Raw genomic sequence first — 18,001 nt, forward strand, 5'->3', positions numbered from 1 at the left:
GGCACCTTGGCAGGGGTAATTCCCGCCGGCTGAACGCCGATACACTCGCCGCATGAATGCGGACGGACAGATGCGGGTGATGGTGATCGGCAGCGGAGCCAGGGAGCACGCCCTGGCGTACGCGCTGGAGCGCGACCCGATGGTTTTCGAGGTCGAGGTCGCTCCCGGATCCCCGCGGATGACCGAATACGGCGAGCTGCACGCGGTCGACCCGCTCGACCCGGCCGCGGTCGCCGGTCTCGCCAAGGAGCTCGACGTCGACCTGGTCGTCATCGGCCCCGAGGCGCCGCTGGTGGCCGGGGTCGCCGACGCCGTCCGGGACGCCGGGATCGCCTGCTTCGGCCCGTCGGCCGCCGCCGCCCAGATCGAGGGCAGCAAGGCGTTCGCCAAGGAGGTGATGGCTGCCGCCGGCGTACCCACCGCGCGTTGGCGGACCTGCCACAACGCCGACGAGGTGGCCGCCGCCCTGGACGGGTTCGGTGCTCCCTACGTGGTCAAGGACGACGGGCTGGCCGCCGGCAAGGGGGTCGTCGTCACCGACGACCGGCAGGCCGCGCTGGACCACGCCGCCGGTTGCGACACCGTCATCGTGGAGGAATACCTCTCCGGGCCCGAGGTGTCGCTGTTCGCGATCTGCGACGGAAAGACCGCCGTGCCGATGCAGGCCGCGCAGGACTTCAAGCGCGTCGGCGAGGGCGACACCGGCCCCAACACCGGCGGCATGGGGGCGTACACCCCGCTGCCGTGGGCACCCGCCGACCTCGCCGAGCAGGTCAACGAGTACATCATCAAGCCGGTGGTGGAGGAACTGGCCCGCCGCGGCACCCCCTTCGTCGGGCTGCTCTATGCCGGCCTGGCGCTCACCCCGCACGGGGTCAAGGTGATCGAGTTCAACGCCCGCTTCGGCGACCCGGAGACCCAGCCGCTGCTGCTGCAGCTGGAGACCCCGCTGGGACAGGTGCTGTACGCCGCCGCCACCGGCCGGCTGGCCGACGCCCCGCCGCTGAAGTTCACCCCCGGTTATGCGGTCGGGGTGGTGATCGCCGCTGACGGTTATCCGGGCGAGCCGGTGCTCGGCACGCGCGTGTTCGAGGGGCAGTTCCGCTCGGGCAACATCAAACTGTTCCACGGCGGCACCGCGCGCGACGAGGTCGGCAACCTGATCGTCTCCGGCGGGCGGGTGTTCACCGTCACCGGCAAGGGCCATACCCTCGGCTTCGCCCGCAACATGGTGTACGCCGCAGCCAGCGGCTTCCACCTGGACAAGGTGTTCTGGCGCAAGGACATCGCCGAGAAGGCGGCACTCGGACAGATCCCGACCTACGAGGTCCCCGAGGGTGGCCTGTTCCAGGTCGAGTCGGACGCGTCGGTGGGGGCTGCCGAGTGAGCATCCCCAACGTGCTGGCCACCCGCTATGCGTCGGGGGCGATGCGGGAGATCTGGTCCCCGGAGAACAAGATCATCGCCGAGCGGAAGCTGTGGCTGGCGGTGCTACGCGCCCAGCAGGAGCTCGGGGTCGACTTCGGTGGGGACTCCGCCGACGCAGTGATCGCGGCGTACGAGAAGGTCATCGACCAGGTCGACCTGGCCTCGATCGCCGACCGGGAGCGGGTCACCCGGCACGACGTGAAGGCCAGGATCGAGGAGTTCAACGCGCTCGCCGGCTTCGAGCACGTGCACAAGGGGATGACCTCGCGTGACCTGACCGAGAACATCGAGCAATATCAGGTGCTCACCTCGCTGCGGCTGGTGCACGACCGGATCGTCGCCACCCTGGTCGCGCTCACCCGGATCGCCGCTGACTATGCCGATCGCGCGATCGCCGGACGCTCGCACAACGTCGCCGCCCAGATCACCACGCTGGGCAAGCGGTTCGCGACCGCGACCGACGAGCTGCTGGTCGCCCGGGAGCGGATCGCCGAGCTGATCGAGCGCTATCCGCTGCGCGGCATCAAGGGCCCGGTCGGGACCAGTCAGGACATGCTCTACCTGCTCGGCGGGGACGCCTCGAAGCTGGCCGAGCTGGAGCAGAGAATCGCCTCCCAGCTTGGATTTGCGCGCGTTCTCACCTCGACCGGACAGGTCTATCCGCGGTCGCTGGACTATGACGTGCTGACCGCGCTCGCCCAGGTCGCCGCGGCGCCGTCGAACGTGGCCACCTCGATCCGGCTGATGGCCGGGCACGAGCTGGTCACCGAGGGGTTCAAGCCGGGCCAGGTCGGGTCCTCGGCGATGCCGCACAAGATGAACACCCGCTCCTGTGAACGGGTGAACGGGTTCGCGGTGATCCTGCGCGGGTATGTGTCGATGGTCGGGGAGCTGGCCGGCGACCAGTGGAACGAGGGTGACGTCTCCTGTTCGGTGGTACGCCGGGTCGCGCTCCCGGACGGGTTCTATGCACTGGACGGGCTGTTCGAGACCTTCCTGACGGTGCTGGCGGACTTCGGCGCGTTCGACGCGGTGATCGAGGCCGAGCTGCAGCGGTACCTGCCGTTCCTCACCACCACCAGGGTGCTCATGGCCGCGGTGCGCAAGGGGGTCGGCCGCGAGCAGGCGCACGAGGCGATCAAGGAGCACGCGGTCGCCGTGGCACTGGAGATGCGCGAGACCGGCCGCGCCGACAACGACCTGTTGGACAGGCTGGCGGGGGATTCCCGGTTGGGGCTGTCGCGGGACGAGCTCGGGGCACTGGTCACCGAGCCGCTGGAGCTCTCCGGCTCGGCGCGGGCTCAGGTCGCGCAGTTGGTGGGTCGGGTGCAGGAGCTGGCCGAGCGGTGGCCGGCCGCTGCGGCGTACACCCCCGGCGCGGTGCTCTGACCTTTTGCAGAATGATCATGACCAGATCGGGGTCGTTTTCTCACTATGGGAAAATTCCGTCGATCTGGTCATGATCATTTCGGTCGGCGCCAGGTGAGCAGGTACCTCCCGAACAGGGGCGGGCTCACCCGCGCCACGGTACGGCGGCCTCAGTCCAGGTCCGGACAGTACTGGTAACCGGTCTCCTCGTCGTAGCACTTGAAGGTGGTCACGCCCCGATCCCTCAGGTGCGCGGCGGCCGCGCGGGCCAGCGGAGACCGTTGCGCCTGTTCACAGGTGAGCGGGCGAAGGTACGCGACGTCGGCCTCGTCGACGTAGACCGTGGCCGCCACCGTCTCGTCGCCTTCCTCAAACGTGAACCAGTTGCCCTCGTAGTAGTACGAGTACTCCCCGTTCTCGTCCGGGTCATCGGCATCCCGGAAGTGCTCCACCGTGACCTTCACCCGATCACGGTAGCGAGGCGGCGGGGCAGCGGCTCAGCCCTCGCGGGTCCACCCCGGTGGCATCTTGACCACCAGCCCGCCCGGATCGACCGACATCCGCACCGCCAACACCTCACCGAAGTGATCACCGTCGAGCTCGATCTCCTCCGGCTCCCGGAAGAACAGCTCGACCCGCTGGCACTGCTGATAGTTCAACTGTCGATCTTCGTCCCGGTTGGGGACCAGCGCGCGGGTGTCGGAGCGGCGCAGCAGCGCGTTCTCCACCAGCACCTTCCACATGATCTGCGCCCACCCGAAGAGTCCCTGTGGCCGCATCGCCACCACGTCCAGCACCCCGTCGTCGACCGCGGCATCGGGCAGCAGCAACACATTGTTCTGCAGCGACCCGCAGTTGCCGACCATGATCGTGTGCAGCCGCGCCTTGCGCAGCTCGTCCTCGTCGAGCCGGTAGAGCAGCCGCATCCGGTGGTTGTCCTTCAGCGACACGACCAGCGACTTGGCGTACGCCGCGACGCCCAGCTTCTTCTTCAACTCCTCATCGGAGTTGGAGATCATCTGCGCGTCCAGCCCCAGGCCGGCCATCACCAGGAAGGAGTGCTCCTCCTGCTTGCCGCCGGGCCGGCTCCACATGGCGACACCGAGGTCGATCGGCCGGTCGACGCCGTTGAAGCAGGCCGCGGTCGACTCCTCCAGGTTGTCCAGGGTGAGATCGAGGTTTCGGGCGAGCAGATTTCCCGTGCCCTGGGGGCACAGCGCCAACGGTACGCCGGTGTCGCGCAGCCCCTCCGCCACCCCCCGGACCGTGCCGTCGCCCCCGACGGCGAGGACCACCGACGCCTGTCGCTCGACCGCCTCGCGGGCCATCCCGGTGCCGGGGTCGTCCTCACTGGTCTCCAGGTACATCGACTCGTCCCAGCCCGCCTGCGCGGCGGCGGGGTCGATCACCTTGCGCAGGTCATCGACGTCGATCTTGACCGGGTTGAACACGACTGCGGCAGTTGGCATGGGAGCCATCATTTCCCAAAGTATCGACAACTCGCGAACGGGGGTGGGAAGTCGGCGGCACTAGGCTGAGCGCGTGCCAACGAACCATATCGACCCGCAATTCGCCGATGTGCTGGGATTGCCCCTGCTGCACGCCGGCAAGGTGCGTGAGTTGTACGCCCTGCCCGAGCGCGACGACGTGATGCTGATGGTCGCCACCGACAACATCTCCGCCTTCGACTGGGTGCTGGCCAGCCGGATCCCGGACAAGGGGGCGATCCTGAATCAGCTCTCGCTGTGGTGGTTCGATCGGCTGGGCGGGTTGGTGGACAACCATGTGCGTTCGCTGGACGTGCCCGAGCCGGTGCGGGGACGGGCGGTGATCTGTCAGAGGCTGGAGATGATCCCGGTCGAGTGCGTGGCCCGCGGCTATCTGACCGGGTCCGGCTGGGTCGAATACCAGCGCGACCGCAGCGTCTGCGGCGTACCCCTGCCGGAAGGGTTGAGCGACGGTGCCCGGCTGCCCGAGCCGATCTTCACCCCCGCCACCAAGGCCCAGCTCGGCGACCACGACGAGAACGTCGACTTCGCCACGGTGGTTGACCAGGTCGGACGCGAGACCGCCGAGGAGATCCGCCGGCTGACGCTGCAGGTGTACGCCGCAGCGGAGCAGCTCGCACGCGAACGCGGGATCATCCTGGCCGACACGAAGTTCGAGTTCGGACGCCGCGCCGACGGCACCATCGTGCTCGCCGACGAGGTGCTCACCCCGGACTCGTCGCGGTTCTGGGAAGCCGCCACCTGGCCCGGTTCGCTGGACTCGTTCGACAAGCAGTTCGTCCGCAACTGGCTGCTCGACCAGCCCGATTGGGACCGCAACGGTGAGCAGCCGCCCCCGCCGCTGCCCGAGGAGGTGGTCGCCGCGACCCGGCAGCGGTACGCCGAGGCGTACCAACGGCTGACCGGAAGCGAATTCCGACCGTGAGCGGTTGGCAGGGACCGCCGGGACCTCCTCCGGGACTGCCCTGGCAGGGGCCACCTGGGCCGCCCTGGCAACCCCCACCCGGACCACCTGGACCGCCTGGGCCGCCCTGGCAGGGCCCGCCGCAGTGGCAGGGTCCGCCACCCGGCCCGCCGCAACCGCCCCGCGGTCGGGTCGGCTTCACCATCGCCGCCGTCGTCATCGGGTGCGCGATCGGTCTGGTGGTCACCCTGCTCGCCATTCAGCTGCGGGACCCGAAACCGGAACCGCCAACCAGCCCCCCGGTGACGACACGCTCGGCCTCCCCGTCCCCCTCCCGGACACCGACCCCACGGACCAGCTCCACGCCGACCCCGCAGACCAGCGCCGAAGCGACCTCCAACACCACGTGCCCCACCCGCCAGGTGGCTCCGGTGATCCCCGGCTGGACGGCGATCGGATCCACCAAGGATCGGGCCGCCTTCGACGTGCCCGGTGACTTCTCGATTCAGCTCGGGGTGCTGTTCGGGCAGGAGACCAAGGCGCAAATGGTGCTCGCCCACTGCGGCGCCTTCTATCAGCGCGGGGTGTGCGGCAAACAGACCAACAGCCGCACCAGTGTGGGTCTGGTCACCCATGGTTCCTCGACCAACCGGGCCAGCGACCCGGTGGCGTACGCCAAGCTCTGGGCCAAGTTCAGCAACACCGACCATGACACCGGCGCCGTCGGCCCGGTACCGGTACCGACCGTCACCAGGCTCCGCACGGTCACCGGTCTCGAGGCGACGGTCGCCACGATCGCCGCCGACGACTCCACCCCCGACAAGGACTGTCCGGCCCCCCGCTTCCGGCTGAGCGCGGCGGCGATCGAGCTGCCAGACCGGACCCGCGCACTGCTGATCATCGACAGCGACCTGGGCATCGAGCGCGAACTGTCCCCCGACATCGAACGGCAGATCATCTCCTCGCTACGGCCGCTGTGAGGGGCCGCGATCGCGCGGTCGAGTCCGCCCGATCGCGCTAGGATCGCCCCATGGCGCGTGTAGTCGTGGAAGTGATGCCCAAGCCCGAGATTCTCGACCCGCAGGGCAAGGCGGTGACCGGGGCACTGGAGCGGCTCGGCTTCACCGGCCTGCAGGTACGCCAGGGCAAGCTGTTCGAGATCGAGGTGGACGGCGAGATCACCGACGACGTGGTGACCCGGGTCCGCGAGGCCGCCGACAAGCTGCTGGCGAACACCGTGATCGAAAACTTCGAGGTGCACATCGAGAAGCTGTCGGTCGAGGACAAGGCCGAGAACGCCGACCAGACGAAGGCCGAGAAGACCGGCAAGTCGGGCAAGGACGCCAAGAAGTGAGCCCCACCATCGGCGTGGTGACCTTTCCCGGGTCGCTGGACGACCAGGACGCCCTGCGCGCCGTCGAGGTGTGCGGGATGACCCCGAAGCCGCTGTGGCACGGCTCCGACAGCATCGAGGGGGTCGACGCGGTGATCCTGCCCGGCGGGTTCTCCTACGGCGACTATCTGCGCTGCGGGGCGATCGCGCGATTCTCCCCGGTGATGGACGACATCATCCGCCGGGCCGAGCAGGGGATGCCGCTGCTGGGCATCTGCAACGGGTTCCAGGTGCTCTGCGAGGCCCACCTGCTGCCCGGTGCGCTGATCCGCAACGACGTGCGCACCTTCGTCTGCCGCGACCAGTTGCTCCGCGTCGAGACCGAGGACACCGTGTGGACCAACGCATTCACCGCGGGCCAGGAAATCTCCATCGTGTTGAAGAACGGCGAGGGCAACTTCCAGGCCGACCCCGAGACCGTACGCCGACTCGAGGGTGAGAATCAGGTCGTTTTTCGTTACCTGCAAGGAAACCCCAATGGGTCGGTGAACGATATCGCCGGGATCACCAACGAGCGCGGCAATGTCGTGGGGCTGATGCCGCACCCCGAGCACAACGTCGAGGAGCTGACCGGCCCCACCCTGGATGGGCGCGGCTTCTTTTCCTCGGTGTCACGGTTCCTGGAGCGCGTCGGCGTCTGAGGCCGAGCCGAACCGAACGCGCTCGCACCGACATGCTGGAGATCGGCCAACAGTCCACCAGCGAGCGGCCCTGACCGGGTGGCGGGTTAGCCTGTCGGGGTGACCGGGCCAGGAGTGAGCGAGCGTCTGGAGACCTCGTGACCGGTTCGAATCCCGCGGATCCGCCAAGCGAGCCGGACCGGGAAGCGTACGCGGCCCCGACTTCACCCCGCCCGGGGAGTTGCCCGACCCGCCACCGACCGAGGAACCTGCCGCGGCGCCGCCTCCGCTCCCGCGAAACGACTCGCCGGCGCGAGGTGTCGCTGGCTTCCGGCTGGGCCGCTGGCCACTCGCCGGGTTGGCGCTGGCGGCCTGTCTGCTGCTCTCCCTCGGTGCGGGCACGATCGACTGGCTGAGCAGCCATCTGACTTCGGTTCCCACGATTCCCCTGCCCAGCCGCCCGGGCAATGCACCGCGAGGGGCGACTCCCGTACCGATCCCCACGCTGCCGGGCAGAGGTCCCGGCTGGGTGGCGGTGCCCGACTTCGGCAACACCGTCGCGTACGAAGTGCCGCAGGAGTGGTTGCGTTTCCAGCAGGGGACCCTGCGCGGGGATCGTCAGAGCGCCTACCTCGGCGAGGGCTCGGTGGTGGTGAATGCCGACGGCAGCGGTTCGGTCACCATCGCCGCGCCAGCCAGGGGCTGGGAGAAGGGGCCCTATCTGGTCTGGGTCGAGGGCGAATACGACGATCACGGGCAACGGGTTGGCGCCTGGTTGTTCAAGTACACCGTCGACGGGGCCACCGGCGGCTGCAGCGCCGGGAGCAAGCCTGGCTCCACCGGCACCGGCACCACCGGGTCGGGGCGCGGCCGCGGCCGAGACCACGGGAGGACTGCCGCACACAGGTGTCTGAGGAGCGCCTCGGCGGACCGGCCCGGGCCAGTCGGCCCGGGCCGGTCTTTCGTCGCGCTGCGATAGATTCGCCCCGTGGCCGACACCGTGACAAATGCCAAGAAGACCCCTGACGTCGACCAGCCGTGGGCCGAGCTCGGGCTGAAGCAGAACGAATACGACCGGATCCGCGAGATCCTCGGTCGTCGCCCGACCGGGGCCGAGTTGGCGATGTATTCGGTGATGTGGTCCGAGCACTGCTCCTACAAGTCCTCCAAGGTGCACCTGAAGAAGTTCGGCGAGCTGTCCCAGCAGACCGCCCGCGGCCGGATGCTCGCCGGGATCGGTGAGAACGCCGGCGTGCTCGACATCGGTCAGGGGTACGCCGTCACGTTCAAGGCCGAGTCGCACAACCACCCCTCCTACGTCGAGCCGCACCAGGGCGCGGCGACCGGCGTCGGCGGCATCGTCCGCGACATCCTCGCCATGGGGGCCCGACCGATCGGGGTGATGGACCCGCTGCGGTTCGGTCCGCTGGACGCCGCCGACACCCGCCGCGTGCTGCCGGGGGTGGTGTCCGGGATCGGCGGTTACGGCAACTGCCTCGGGCTGCCCAACATCGGCGGCGAGGTCGCCTTCGACAAGTCGTATGCCGGCAACCCGCTGGTCAACGCGCTCTGCGTCGGCGTGCTGCGGCACGAGGACCTGCACACCGCGCACGCCTCCGGTGCCGGCAACCAGGTGATCATGTATGGCGCCGCGACCGGCGGTGACGGCATCGGCGGCGCCTCGATCCTCGCCTCGGAAACCTTTGACGACGCGAAGCCGAGCAAGCGCCCCAGCGTCCAGGTTGGCGACCCGTTCATGGAGAAACTGCTGATCGAGTGCACCCTGGAGCTGTTCGCCGCGGGGCTGATCAACGGCATCCAGGATTTCGGCGCCGCCGGGATTTCCTGTGCCACCAGCGAACTCGCCTCCGCCGGAGACGGCGGCATGCACGTCGAGCTGGATCGGGTGCCGCTGCGCGACTCGACGCTGTCGCCCGAGGAAATCCTGATGAGCGAGTCCCAGGAACGGATGATGGCCGTCGTCGAGCCCGGGAACGTCGAGCGGTTCATGGAGATCTGCCACAAATGGGACGTGCAGGCCACCGTCGTCGGCGAGGTCACCGAGGGTGACCGGCTGATCATCGACTGGCACGGCGAGACCATCGTCGACGTGGACCCGAAGACCGTCGCGCACGAAGGCCCGGTCTACGAGCGCCCGTACGCCCGCCCCGACTGGGTCGACGAGGTGGCGGCCGACGACGCCAACGCCCTGCCGCGGGACAACGATCCGCAGGCGCTGCGGCGTACCTTCTTGCAGCTGGTCGGATCGCCGAACCTCTGCGACAAGTCGTGGATCACCGACCAGTACGACCGCTACGTCCGCGGCAACAGCGTGCTCGCCCAGCCCGAGGACGCCGGCATGCTGCGGATCGACCCCGACACGGGTCTCGGCATCGCCCTGGCCACCGACTGCAACTCCCGGATGGCATTCCTCAATCCCTATCTGGGTGCACAATTCGCGCTCGTCGAGGCCTACCGGAACGTGGCGGTCAGCGGAGCTCAGCCGCTCGCGATCACCGACTGCCTCAACTTCGGCTCGCCCGAGGATCCGGCGGTGATGTGGCAGTTCGTCGAGGCGATCCTCGGTCTGGTGGACGGTTGCCGCGAGCTGGGTACGCCCGTCACCGGCGGCAACGTGTCCTTCTACAACCAGACCGGAGAAACCCCGATCCTGCCCACCCCGACGGTTGGCGTGCTCGGCGTGATCGACGACGTCGCCCGGCGTACGCCGATGGGGTTCAGCGGTGCCGGTGAGGAGATCTGGCTGATCGGCCAGACCCGCGAGGAGTTGTCCGGCTCGGCGTGGGCCGAGGTGGTGCATGACGGACACCTCGGTGGCAAGGTGCCCGCGATCGACTTCGGCCATGAGAAGCGGCTGGCCGCCTTCCTGGTCTGGGCGGCATCGGAGGGGCTGCTGCGGTCGGCGCACGACCTGGCCGATGGTGGCCTGGCCCAGGCGTTGGCGGAATCCTGCCTGCGCAGGGGATTCGGGGCGACGGTACGCCTGCCCGAGGGTGACCCGACCGTGCAGCTGTGGTCGGAGTCGACCGGGCGGGTGCTGGTCACGGTGTCTCCCGAGCTGGCGCAGCGGTTCCAGGACGCGGCCAGCGGACCGGACGCCGCCCTGCCGGTGGCCCGGCTCGGCACGGTCACCGAATCGGGCGCGGCGCTGCAGGTCGAAGGGTTGTTCGAGCTGCCGCTCGAGGAGCTGCGCCAGACCTGGCGCGACACCATCCCGAACGCCATGCGCTGAACCGGCAACCGCTGCGCCAAAAAAAGTTTCAAAGTCGCAGGCAACTTTTCTGCGGACGCGTGCATCTCCAGGGTGAGCGCCATTCGGGGCGCTCCCGCACCGGAGGCACATCATGAAGACCAGAATCGTCTGGGGCACCGCAGTTCTCACCGCTGCGCTCGGCACCCTGCTCGTCGCTCCAGCGGCTATCGCCGCCCCCACCGCCGGCCCGACCCCGTCGGCCGCGGCCACCCCGGCCAAGGTGACGCCGAGCGCCAAGGCCACCACAACCGCGCCGAGCGCCCGGGCCACTGCGACCCCGACAGCCACCCCCAGCCAGGCCCAGTCCCGCAACCTCAAGGTCCAAGTGCAGGCACCGTCCTCGGCCACCGCCCCGGCGGTGCTGACGGTGACGGGGGCCCGGCCCGGCTCCACGGTGAGTGCCTCCGCGGGACGCAACGACCAGGCCCAGGCCGAGGCCATCGGCAGCGCGACCGCGGACGCCAGCGGCAGGGCGGTGATCCGGTTGGCACCGCCCGGCGGACGCTGGCCCGCGGGCGCCACCTACCGCTACGGCGTGGGGGGTGAGAACGCCGGGGACGGGCAGGCGACCGGCAGCTTCCGCACCCCCGGCAGCGCCTCCAACACCGGTTCGGTCTCGATGCAACCGCCCGCCACCAGCAGCGATCCGGTGCGGATCCGGGTCAAGGGGCTCAAGCCCGGCACCCGGCTCTCGGTCAGCGCCGGGCGTGAAGAGCTCGATGAGGACGCGACCAGCACCGAGGCCACCGTCGGCGCGGACGGCACCGTCGAGATCACCCTCCCTGCGCCCACGGGCGGCTGGGTGCCCGGAGCCCGCTACAGCGTCGGCGTCGGCGAGCAGGGCGGCAGCGAGCAGGGCTGGGTGGGCCACTTCACCGCCCCCGGCCGCGGCAGCACCGCCCCGGTGAAGACCCCGAACGAGTCCACCGGCGGCCTGGCCAAGACCGGCGCCTGAGCCGTACGCCCACTCCCACCGAGGGCCCGTCCACACGGACGGGCCCTTCGGCGTGCCAGGGGCGTACCGCTCCGGAAAACTCGGCGATCTGGCAGCCAACTTTTCTGCGACTGCACGCATCTGAAGGGTGAACGCCATTCGGGGCGTTCCCCGCACCGGAGGCACACCATGAAGAACACCATCGTCTGGGGGACCGCGGTCCTCACCGCCGCGCTCGGCGCTCTGCTCATCGCCCCGGCCGCGATCGCAGCGCCCACCGCCACCCCGACCAGCTCGGCCGCACCCCGCGCCGAACAGCTCGGCGTCACCCTGACCGCACCCACGGGCCCCCAGGATTCGGTGCGGATCTCCGTCACCGGTGTCCCGAAGGGCGACCACATCGAGGTCGCCGGCAAGCCGACTGGCTGGACCAAGGAAGCTCCCTACTACTACGAGCGGCAGAACCAGGCCGGCGGCCCGATGAGCCTGGTCATTCCGGCCCCGTCAGCCGGCTGGCCGAAGGGCACGGCGTACAACTTCACCGTCACCCACAACGGCCGCAGTGTCACCAGGACGTTCACCCTCGCGGGCGCGCCGACCACCAACCCGACCGAGGTCGGTGTCGATGTCACCGTGCCGAAGTCGTCCACCGACGCCGTCATCATCCGGGTGAGCGGGGTGAAGAGCGGCAACGCGGCCGCCGAGGTGCGACGGGCGGGCTCCGGCAGCGTCCTCTCCGGCGGCGGCCGCACCAGCGCCGACGGCACCGTGACGATCAGGATCGAGGCGCCGGCGGGTGGCTGGGCGCCGGGCGCCCACTACGACGTCCGGGTGCACGCCAACGGCACTGTTGCCACCAACGGCTTCAGCGCTCCGGGCAAGTCCAGCCCGAACGCCTCCGGAACGGTCACCCCGCCCAGCTCGGCCGACGGACCCGTGGTGGTGCGGATGAAGGGGGTACGCCCGGGCGCCAAGGTGAGCGTGCGGGTCGGTCTCGACGGGACCGAAGACCTGTCCAGCAGCGCCAAGGGGACGGTCGGCGCTGACGGGACCGTCACGATCTCGGTGCCCGCCCCGAAGAACGGCTGGCAGCGCGGTCAGAAGTATGCGGTCGTGGTCGACGAGGAGGGTCAGGGCGACCACATCTGGATGGCCACCTTCACCTTCGGCGGGCCGGGCAGCACGGGTGGCACCGCTTCCGGGAGCCGCCCCGCCAAGGACAAGTCCGGTGGTCTCGCCAAAACCGGGGTCTGAGACCGGCGCCCCCGGATCCGGCCTCGCACCCGCTCGGGGGGTGCGGGGCCGGACCCGACTCCGGACGACCGCCCGGCCAGGCGGGCGCACGACCCCCGGTACCGTTATACAACCGTTAGCCAGTCCCGGAACGCGGCCAGCGTCGGTGGACTCCTGCCCCACGAGGGCGGGTGACTGGGACTCGGGAGGAGTCGCGATGACGGAGCGGGTGGCGCGGCCTGTTGTCGCGGCTGCCGCGGCCGCCACGGCCCCCATGGACTTCGCGGCCGCCGCGTCCGACCGGGTCCTGTGGCAGGGGCTGTGCGACGGCATCGAGGCAGACTTCGCGACGCTGTTCCGTCGCCACAACAAGCTCGTCTACAACTTCGCCTTCCGAGCCACCGCCTCCTGGGCCCAGGCCGAGGATCTGACCCAGGCCACCTTCGCCACGCTCTGGCGTCGGGCCGTCGACAGGCAGATCGAGCCGCTGCAGCGCGACTCGGCCGCCCCGGTGCTGCTGGCGATGGCACGGCACGAGGTGCTGAACAACGCCCGCAGCGGACAGCGACGGCTGCGGCTGGTGCAGCGGATCATCGACCAGCCGGAGCGGGTCTCGGCCAACGTGGACGACTGGCTGGCCCAGGAGGCCGGGATGGCTCGGGTACGCCAGGTGCTGGCGGTGCTGCCGGAGAACCAGCGGGCCGTGATCGAGCTGGTGGTGTGGAGCAACCTGGACATGGCCGAGTGCGCCGAGGTGCTCGGCGTACCGGTGGGAACCGTGAAGTCACGGCTCAGCCGGGCCCGGCAGAAGCTGGCCACGACCGAGGTCGCACAACTGCTGGGAGGCGACTCATGAGCGCGTTCTCACCAACACGGTGGAACTCCCGTGTCGCCGCCGGACTCTTTCCGGGTGCCAGTGGCAGGAACGAGACCCGGGAGGTGAGCGCAGATGGGGCCTGATCCGTTGCGTGAGCGGGACCTTCCCGACGCCGAGGAGATGCTCGCCCGAATCATCGAGCAGCAGCGCCTCGCAGAACCCGCCCGGCGCAGCTGGCCGTTGATGGTTGCGGTGGCTGCCGTGGTGGTGGGCGCGGTCGTGGGCAGTGGCGGCTATGTGCTGGCGCACACCTCGACCCGGATCGTGGAGCCCGCGGGTACGCCCACGCCGGCGGTCATCCAGCCCGAGCCCGGGCCGACCCCATCGCCGATCCCGTCGCCGGACCCCACGGCGACCCCCACCCCAACACCGTCCGCCGGCCCGCCCGCGCCAGCGCCCGGGCGACGGACGACTGCCACCCGCACCCCCAGTGCCACCCCGACCCCCACGCCGACCCCGACCGCGTCCGTCACCCTGACGCCGCGACCCCCGACGCCGACGGCCGAACCCAGGCCGACCCAGCCGACGGCGACCGGCAGCGCACGCCCCGGTGGTGGGCCGAAACCGGGCACCGCCCGGCCGTCGCTGACGCCCGGCACGGGCGGCTAACGGCTGCACCCGATGGGGTGTGCCTTCCGGGTTCGACACCAAGTCGTGACCTTTCGGCGGAACCGGCGTCGCTGGGGCGGACTCGTTCAGGGTGACCGCGATCCCAACCAGTCAAGGGAAAGCGGTCATCCCACCTGCCTCTGCGACTCCGTGAAGGAGCGACCATGTCCGCCTGCGCCCACCTCACCCGACTGTCCGTCCTCGCCTGTTCCGCCACCGCCGTCCTCGTCGTCGGACTCGGCACCGCCATCGCCGCCCCGACCCCGTCCCCGTCCGCTCCGGGAACGCCCACCCCCGCGGTCGCCACCACGTCGGCGACGCCGACATCCGCACCCAGCAAGGGAACGCCGGCGTCCGCGAGCCCCACTCAGCGACCCACCGCCACGTCGACCACGGCGGGCAGCACCCCCAGCGCCGGCCCGGCAGCCACGCGGATGGGGGCGGTGGCCAATCCGCCGACCTTGGCCGAGAACCAACTGGTGATCGGGGTGTCCGGCGCCCCTATCGGGGAATCGCTGGACGTGTGGGTGGTCATCGGCGGTGACGGTTCGGGAGCGAGCGCCACGGCTGATCGCCGAGGTAACGCCACACTGATCGTCCGGCCGCCGAACAGGCGATGGCCGTCCGGCGCCCTGGCAACCTATGAGGTGAACGGGCTCGACTCGGGACAGGTGGTTCGAGGGACGGTCAGGTTCCCGAACTACGGTGGGGCGAACGGCGGCGCCACCTCGTCACCGTCGGCGACCCGGTTCCAGGTTTCGCTGTCGGCACCCCAGACGAGTCATGCCGACGTGCCGTTCAAGGTGACCGGCCTGCGCCCCGGCGACTTCATCGACGTCGACGGCGGGATCGAGCGGGCTGGCGTGGAGGCCGGCTACCACTACGAGCTGCGTGCCGGAGCCGACGGCACGGTCAGCGGACGGATCCCCGCACCGACCGAGGGATGGCTGCCGGGCCAGGCGTACAGCTTCACCTTCAGCGCCAACGGTCAGGTCAGCTCCCATCGGTTCGTTGGACCGCAGCAGAGGCGCACCGAAAGCCAGAGCGGGGGCGGGGCTCCCGGGAAGACCGGCGGCGCCGATCACAGCGGAGGACTGGCGAAGACCGGTTGGTGAGCGAGCGACTCTGGCCAGCGCCGCTGGGCGCTGGCCAGACGCTCCCGCAACGTGGGCGGGGTACGCGATCGAGGCGTCCATGGGCGGAGCATCCAGAAAGATCCGTCGTTCACCCAACCTTTCGGCCATCGGGCTCGTCTCCATTGGTGAAGGCCACCACGGCGAACCCGACTGAGAGGTCCGAAAGATGCCTACCCGAACAACTGTTGCAGCCGTTCTGACCAGCGCGATCGTCGGTACCGGACTCGCCACCCCGCTGGCGATGGCCGCGCCGAGCCCGGCGCCCGGCCCGGCCACGGTGAAGGCGACCACCGCCCGGCAGGCGCCCACCGTCAGCCTCACCACCCCGCGGTCACCGCACGAAGCGGTCACCGTCTATGGGTATGGGCTCACCCCCAACACGCAGGTCAAGCTGGCCCACGGCGCCGCCAATACCGACGAGGCCGTGGACGCCGGCACCGCCACCGTCCGCAGCGACGGCAGCGTGATCCACACCATCCCCGCCCCGGCGGCCGGCTGGCCGGACACGACAGCGCTCAGCTTGCAGACCCCTGGTGGCAAGATGCTGTGGCAGGTGGACTTCCGAGTGGCCATCGTGAGCCCGGAGATCGGCTCCGAGGGGCGGCTGACCGCACCGGGCAACCGGAGCGAGCCGGTCCAGGTGGTCGCCAAGGGCCTGCGCCCGGGCGCCCCAGGTCTCGGTCAGCCACGCCACCGCCAACACGGGCGAGCCCCCGACCGAGGCCGGTGTCGCCACTGTGGGTCCGGATGGCACTCTCGTGGACACCGTCAACGCCCCGGCTGGCGGCTGGCCCAGCAACACCCAGATGGTCATGATCACCGAGGGCGACACCACCGTCTGGCACAAGCCGTTCAGCTCGATCACCAGCTGAGCCTGACCTGGCCCCACGGGCGGCCCGGCCCCGATTCCGGGGTGGGCCGCTCGCATCCCCTGGCTGGCTAGAGTGGCGAGCATGACCCACCTGCTCGCCGCGGTGGACCGCGTCCTTCCCTCTGTCCGGCACGACCTGGAACGCCTGGTCGCGATCCCGTCAATCAGCGCCGATCCGGCCCACGAGGCAGACGTGTGCCGCAGCGCCGATTTCGTCGCCGAACGACTGCGCGAGCTCGGGGCCGAGGTGGAGATCGTCAGCTCCGGCGGCGGAAGGCCGGCGGTGATCGGCACGTTCCCTGCCCCGGCAGGAAAACCGACGGTCACCCTGTACGCCCACCACGACGTCCAGCCGGTCGGCGACGTCAGCCAGTGGCAGGGCGACCCGTTCACGGCCACCGAACGCGACGGGCGGTTGTACGCCCGCGGTGCGGCCGACGACAAGGGCGGGTTCGGCGTACACCTGGCCGCGCTGCGCGCCTTCGACGGCAGGCCGCCGGTCGGGGTGACCGTCTTCGTGGAGGGGGAGGAGGAGATCGGTTCGCCAAGCCTGGCAGAGTTCTTGGCCGAACACGGCGACAAACTGGCCTGCGAGGTGTTCGTGATCGCCGACTCCGGCAACTGGGACGTCGGGCAGCCCGCGTTCACCACCCGGCTGCGCGGGATGACCGACCTGACCGTCGAGGTGTCCACCCTCGACCACGGACTGCACTCCGGACAGTATGGCGGCGTGGTGCCCGATGCGCTGATGGCGCTCACCCGGACCCTGGCCAGCCTGCACGACGACGCCGGAAATGTTGCGGTGCAAGGACTTGTCGCCACCGAGGCGCCCGGCCTCGACTATCCGCTGGAGCGACTGCGGCAGGAGACGGCCGTGCTGGAGGGGGTCGAGTTCATCGGCGACGGCTCGGCCGTGCAGCGGATGTGGACCAAGCCCTCGATCACCGTGATCGGCATCGACGCCACGCCGGTGCACCGTGCCTCGAACACGCTGATCCCGTCTGCCCGGGCCAAGCTCAGCATCCGGATCGCCCCAGGTGACGACCCGGCCCGGGCCCAGCAGCTGGTGGCCGACCACCTGCGCCAGCACGCTCCCTGGGGCGCCCACGTCGAGATCACCCCCGGTGAGCGTGGGGCACCCTGCGAGATGCCCCTCACCGGGCCGTACGCCGAGACCGCACGTCGGGCGTACGCCGAAGCGTGGGGGGTCGAGGTGGTCGAGATGGGGATGGGCGGATCGATCCCGCTCGCCAGTGCCTTCCAGCAGCACCACCCGAACGCGATGATCCTGGCCAGCGCCGTGGTTGACCCGACCTCACGGATGCACTCGACCGACGAGTCGCTGCACCTCGGCGACTTCGCCAAGGCGTGTCGGGCCGAGGCGCTGTTCCTGCAGCGGCTGGGGCAGGGCTGAGCCGTGTCTGACGAGCCGCGCCCGCGCCGACCCCAGGTGCGGTTCGAGTCCTGGATCGACCGACAGGTCCGGGAGGCCATCGAGCGCGGGGAGTTCGACAACCTGCCCGGGATGGGCAAGCCGATCCCCAACCTTGGCGACCGCGACGAGAACTGGTGGATCAAGCAGAAGCTGGAACGCGAAGGGTTGAAACCCCCGCTGCCCGAGTCGCTCGCCCTACGCCGCGAACGCGAGGAAATCCAACGCACGTTGGCCGACGTGCCGACCGAGGAACGCGCCCGAGCCATCGTGGTCGACCTCAACGAGCGGATCAAGGAGTCCTGGCTGCGCCGCGGCGAGGGGCCGATGATCGTGGTGAGTCGGCTGAATGTGGACCAGGTGATCGCCGAGTGGAGGCGGCGTCGGTCAGCGGCCGCTGGTTAGGTGCGGTTA

Annotated in this window: 17 protein-coding genes and 2 pseudogenes; 16 read left to right on the plus strand and 3 right to left on the minus strand. The window is 70.1% G+C overall.

Annotated elements, in window-relative coordinates; translation table 11 throughout:
• Positions 1–70 precede the first annotated feature (70 nt).
• A complete protein-coding gene (gene purD / locus CGZ93_RS05965; protein ID WP_094363296.1) occupies positions 71–1,387 on the plus strand; it encodes a phosphoribosylamine--glycine ligase in 1,317 nt (438 codons plus the stop codon).
• Entirely contained in the window at positions 1,384–2,817 is a 1,434-nt protein-coding gene (gene purB / locus CGZ93_RS05970) for an adenylosuccinate lyase (RefSeq protein ID WP_094363242.1), read from the plus strand. Before purD ends, purB begins: the two co-directional genes overlap by 4 nt.
• Before the next feature lie 149 nt (positions 2,818–2,966).
• Here the strand turns inward: purB and CGZ93_RS05975 are convergent, their stop codons facing one another.
• The gene (locus CGZ93_RS05975) at positions 2,967–3,260 is read right to left on the minus strand and encodes a hypothetical protein (protein ID WP_141211096.1); all 294 of its coding nucleotides are present in this window, start codon (positions 3,258–3,260) and stop codon (positions 2,967–2,969) included.
• Positions 3,261–3,293: 33 nt separating this feature from the next.
• Positions 3,294–4,265 (minus strand): diacylglycerol/lipid kinase family protein, encoded by a 972-nt coding sequence (locus CGZ93_RS05980; protein ID WP_229117235.1) that lies wholly within the window; start codon positions 4,263–4,265, stop codon positions 3,294–3,296.
• Between the two features lie 73 nt (positions 4,266–4,338).
• Between CGZ93_RS05980 and CGZ93_RS05985 the strand changes: the two are divergent.
• Positions 4,339–5,211, plus strand: a pseudogene (locus tag CGZ93_RS05985) (phosphoribosylaminoimidazolesuccinocarboxamide synthase); the annotation flags it as partial.
• 256 nt (positions 5,212–5,467) lie between these two features.
• Here CGZ93_RS05985 and CGZ93_RS05990 read toward each other — a convergent pair.
• A complete protein-coding gene (locus CGZ93_RS05990) occupies positions 5,468–5,671 on the minus strand; it encodes a hypothetical protein (RefSeq protein WP_094363245.1) in 204 nt (67 codons plus the stop codon).
• Here CGZ93_RS05990 and CGZ93_RS05995 point away from each other — a divergent pair.
• From CGZ93_RS05995 to CGZ93_RS06055, 13 genes and pseudogenes are all read left to right on the plus strand, one after another.
• A complete protein-coding gene (locus CGZ93_RS05995; protein ID WP_141211097.1) occupies positions 5,640–6,188 on the plus strand; it encodes a hypothetical protein in 549 nt (182 codons plus the stop codon). The two genes, CGZ93_RS05990 and CGZ93_RS05995, sit on opposite strands and share 32 nt — an antisense overlap.
• A gap of 50 nt (positions 6,189–6,238) precedes the next feature.
• Positions 6,239–6,475, plus strand: a pseudogene (gene purS, locus CGZ93_RS06000) (phosphoribosylformylglycinamidine synthase subunit PurS); the annotation flags it as partial.
• Between the two features lie 83 nt (positions 6,476–6,558).
• The gene (purQ, locus tag CGZ93_RS06005) at positions 6,559–7,242 is read left to right on the plus strand and encodes a phosphoribosylformylglycinamidine synthase subunit PurQ (protein ID WP_094363248.1); all 684 of its coding nucleotides are present in this window, start codon (positions 6,559–6,561) and stop codon (positions 7,240–7,242) included.
• A 508-nt stretch (positions 7,243–7,750) separates the two neighbouring features.
• Positions 7,751–8,200: a hypothetical protein gene (locus CGZ93_RS06010; protein ID WP_094363249.1), complete on the plus strand. Its 450-nt coding sequence runs from the start codon at positions 7,751–7,753 to the stop codon at positions 8,198–8,200.
• 9 nt (positions 8,201–8,209) lie between these two features.
• The gene (purL, locus tag CGZ93_RS06015) at positions 8,210–10,474 is read left to right on the plus strand and encodes a phosphoribosylformylglycinamidine synthase subunit PurL (RefSeq protein WP_094363250.1); all 2,265 of its coding nucleotides are present in this window, start codon (positions 8,210–8,212) and stop codon (positions 10,472–10,474) included.
• Positions 10,475–10,586: 112 nt separating this feature from the next.
• Positions 10,587–11,450 (plus strand): hypothetical protein, encoded by an 864-nt coding sequence (locus CGZ93_RS06020; protein ID WP_094363251.1) that lies wholly within the window; start codon positions 10,587–10,589, stop codon positions 11,448–11,450.
• Between the two features lie 168 nt (positions 11,451–11,618).
• Entirely contained in the window at positions 11,619–12,683 is a 1,065-nt protein-coding gene (locus tag CGZ93_RS06025; RefSeq protein ID WP_094363252.1) for a hypothetical protein, read from the plus strand.
• Positions 12,684–12,879: 196 nt separating this feature from the next.
• Positions 12,880–13,518, plus strand: coding sequence for an RNA polymerase sigma factor (locus tag CGZ93_RS06030; protein WP_229117236.1), 639 nt, complete (start codon positions 12,880–12,882; stop codon positions 13,516–13,518).
• Between the two features lie 93 nt (positions 13,519–13,611).
• Positions 13,612–14,148, plus strand: coding sequence for a hypothetical protein (locus CGZ93_RS19720; protein ID WP_176451647.1), 537 nt, complete (start codon positions 13,612–13,614; stop codon positions 14,146–14,148).
• A gap of 164 nt (positions 14,149–14,312) precedes the next feature.
• Entirely contained in the window at positions 14,313–15,263 is a 951-nt protein-coding gene (locus tag CGZ93_RS06040; RefSeq protein WP_141211098.1) for a hypothetical protein, read from the plus strand.
• Positions 15,264–15,450: 187 nt separating this feature from the next.
• Entirely contained in the window at positions 15,451–16,227 is a 777-nt protein-coding gene (locus tag CGZ93_RS18305) for a hypothetical protein (protein WP_141211099.1), read from the plus strand.
• A 10-nt stretch (positions 16,228–16,237) separates the two neighbouring features.
• Positions 16,238–17,569, plus strand: a complete 1,332-nt coding sequence (locus CGZ93_RS06050; RefSeq protein ID WP_094363257.1) for a dipeptidase — start codon at positions 16,238–16,240, stop codon at positions 17,567–17,569.
• A 3-nt stretch (positions 17,570–17,572) separates the two neighbouring features.
• On the plus strand, positions 17,573–17,992 hold the full coding sequence (locus tag CGZ93_RS06055; RefSeq protein WP_094363258.1) for a DnaJ family domain-containing protein: 420 nt from the start codon (positions 17,573–17,575) through the stop codon (positions 17,990–17,992).
• Positions 17,993–18,001 lie beyond the last annotated feature (9 nt).

The organism is Enemella dayhoffiae (assembly GCF_002250625.1).
Taxonomy (GTDB): Bacteria; Actinomycetota; Actinomycetes; order Propionibacteriales; family Propionibacteriaceae; genus Enemella; species Enemella dayhoffiae.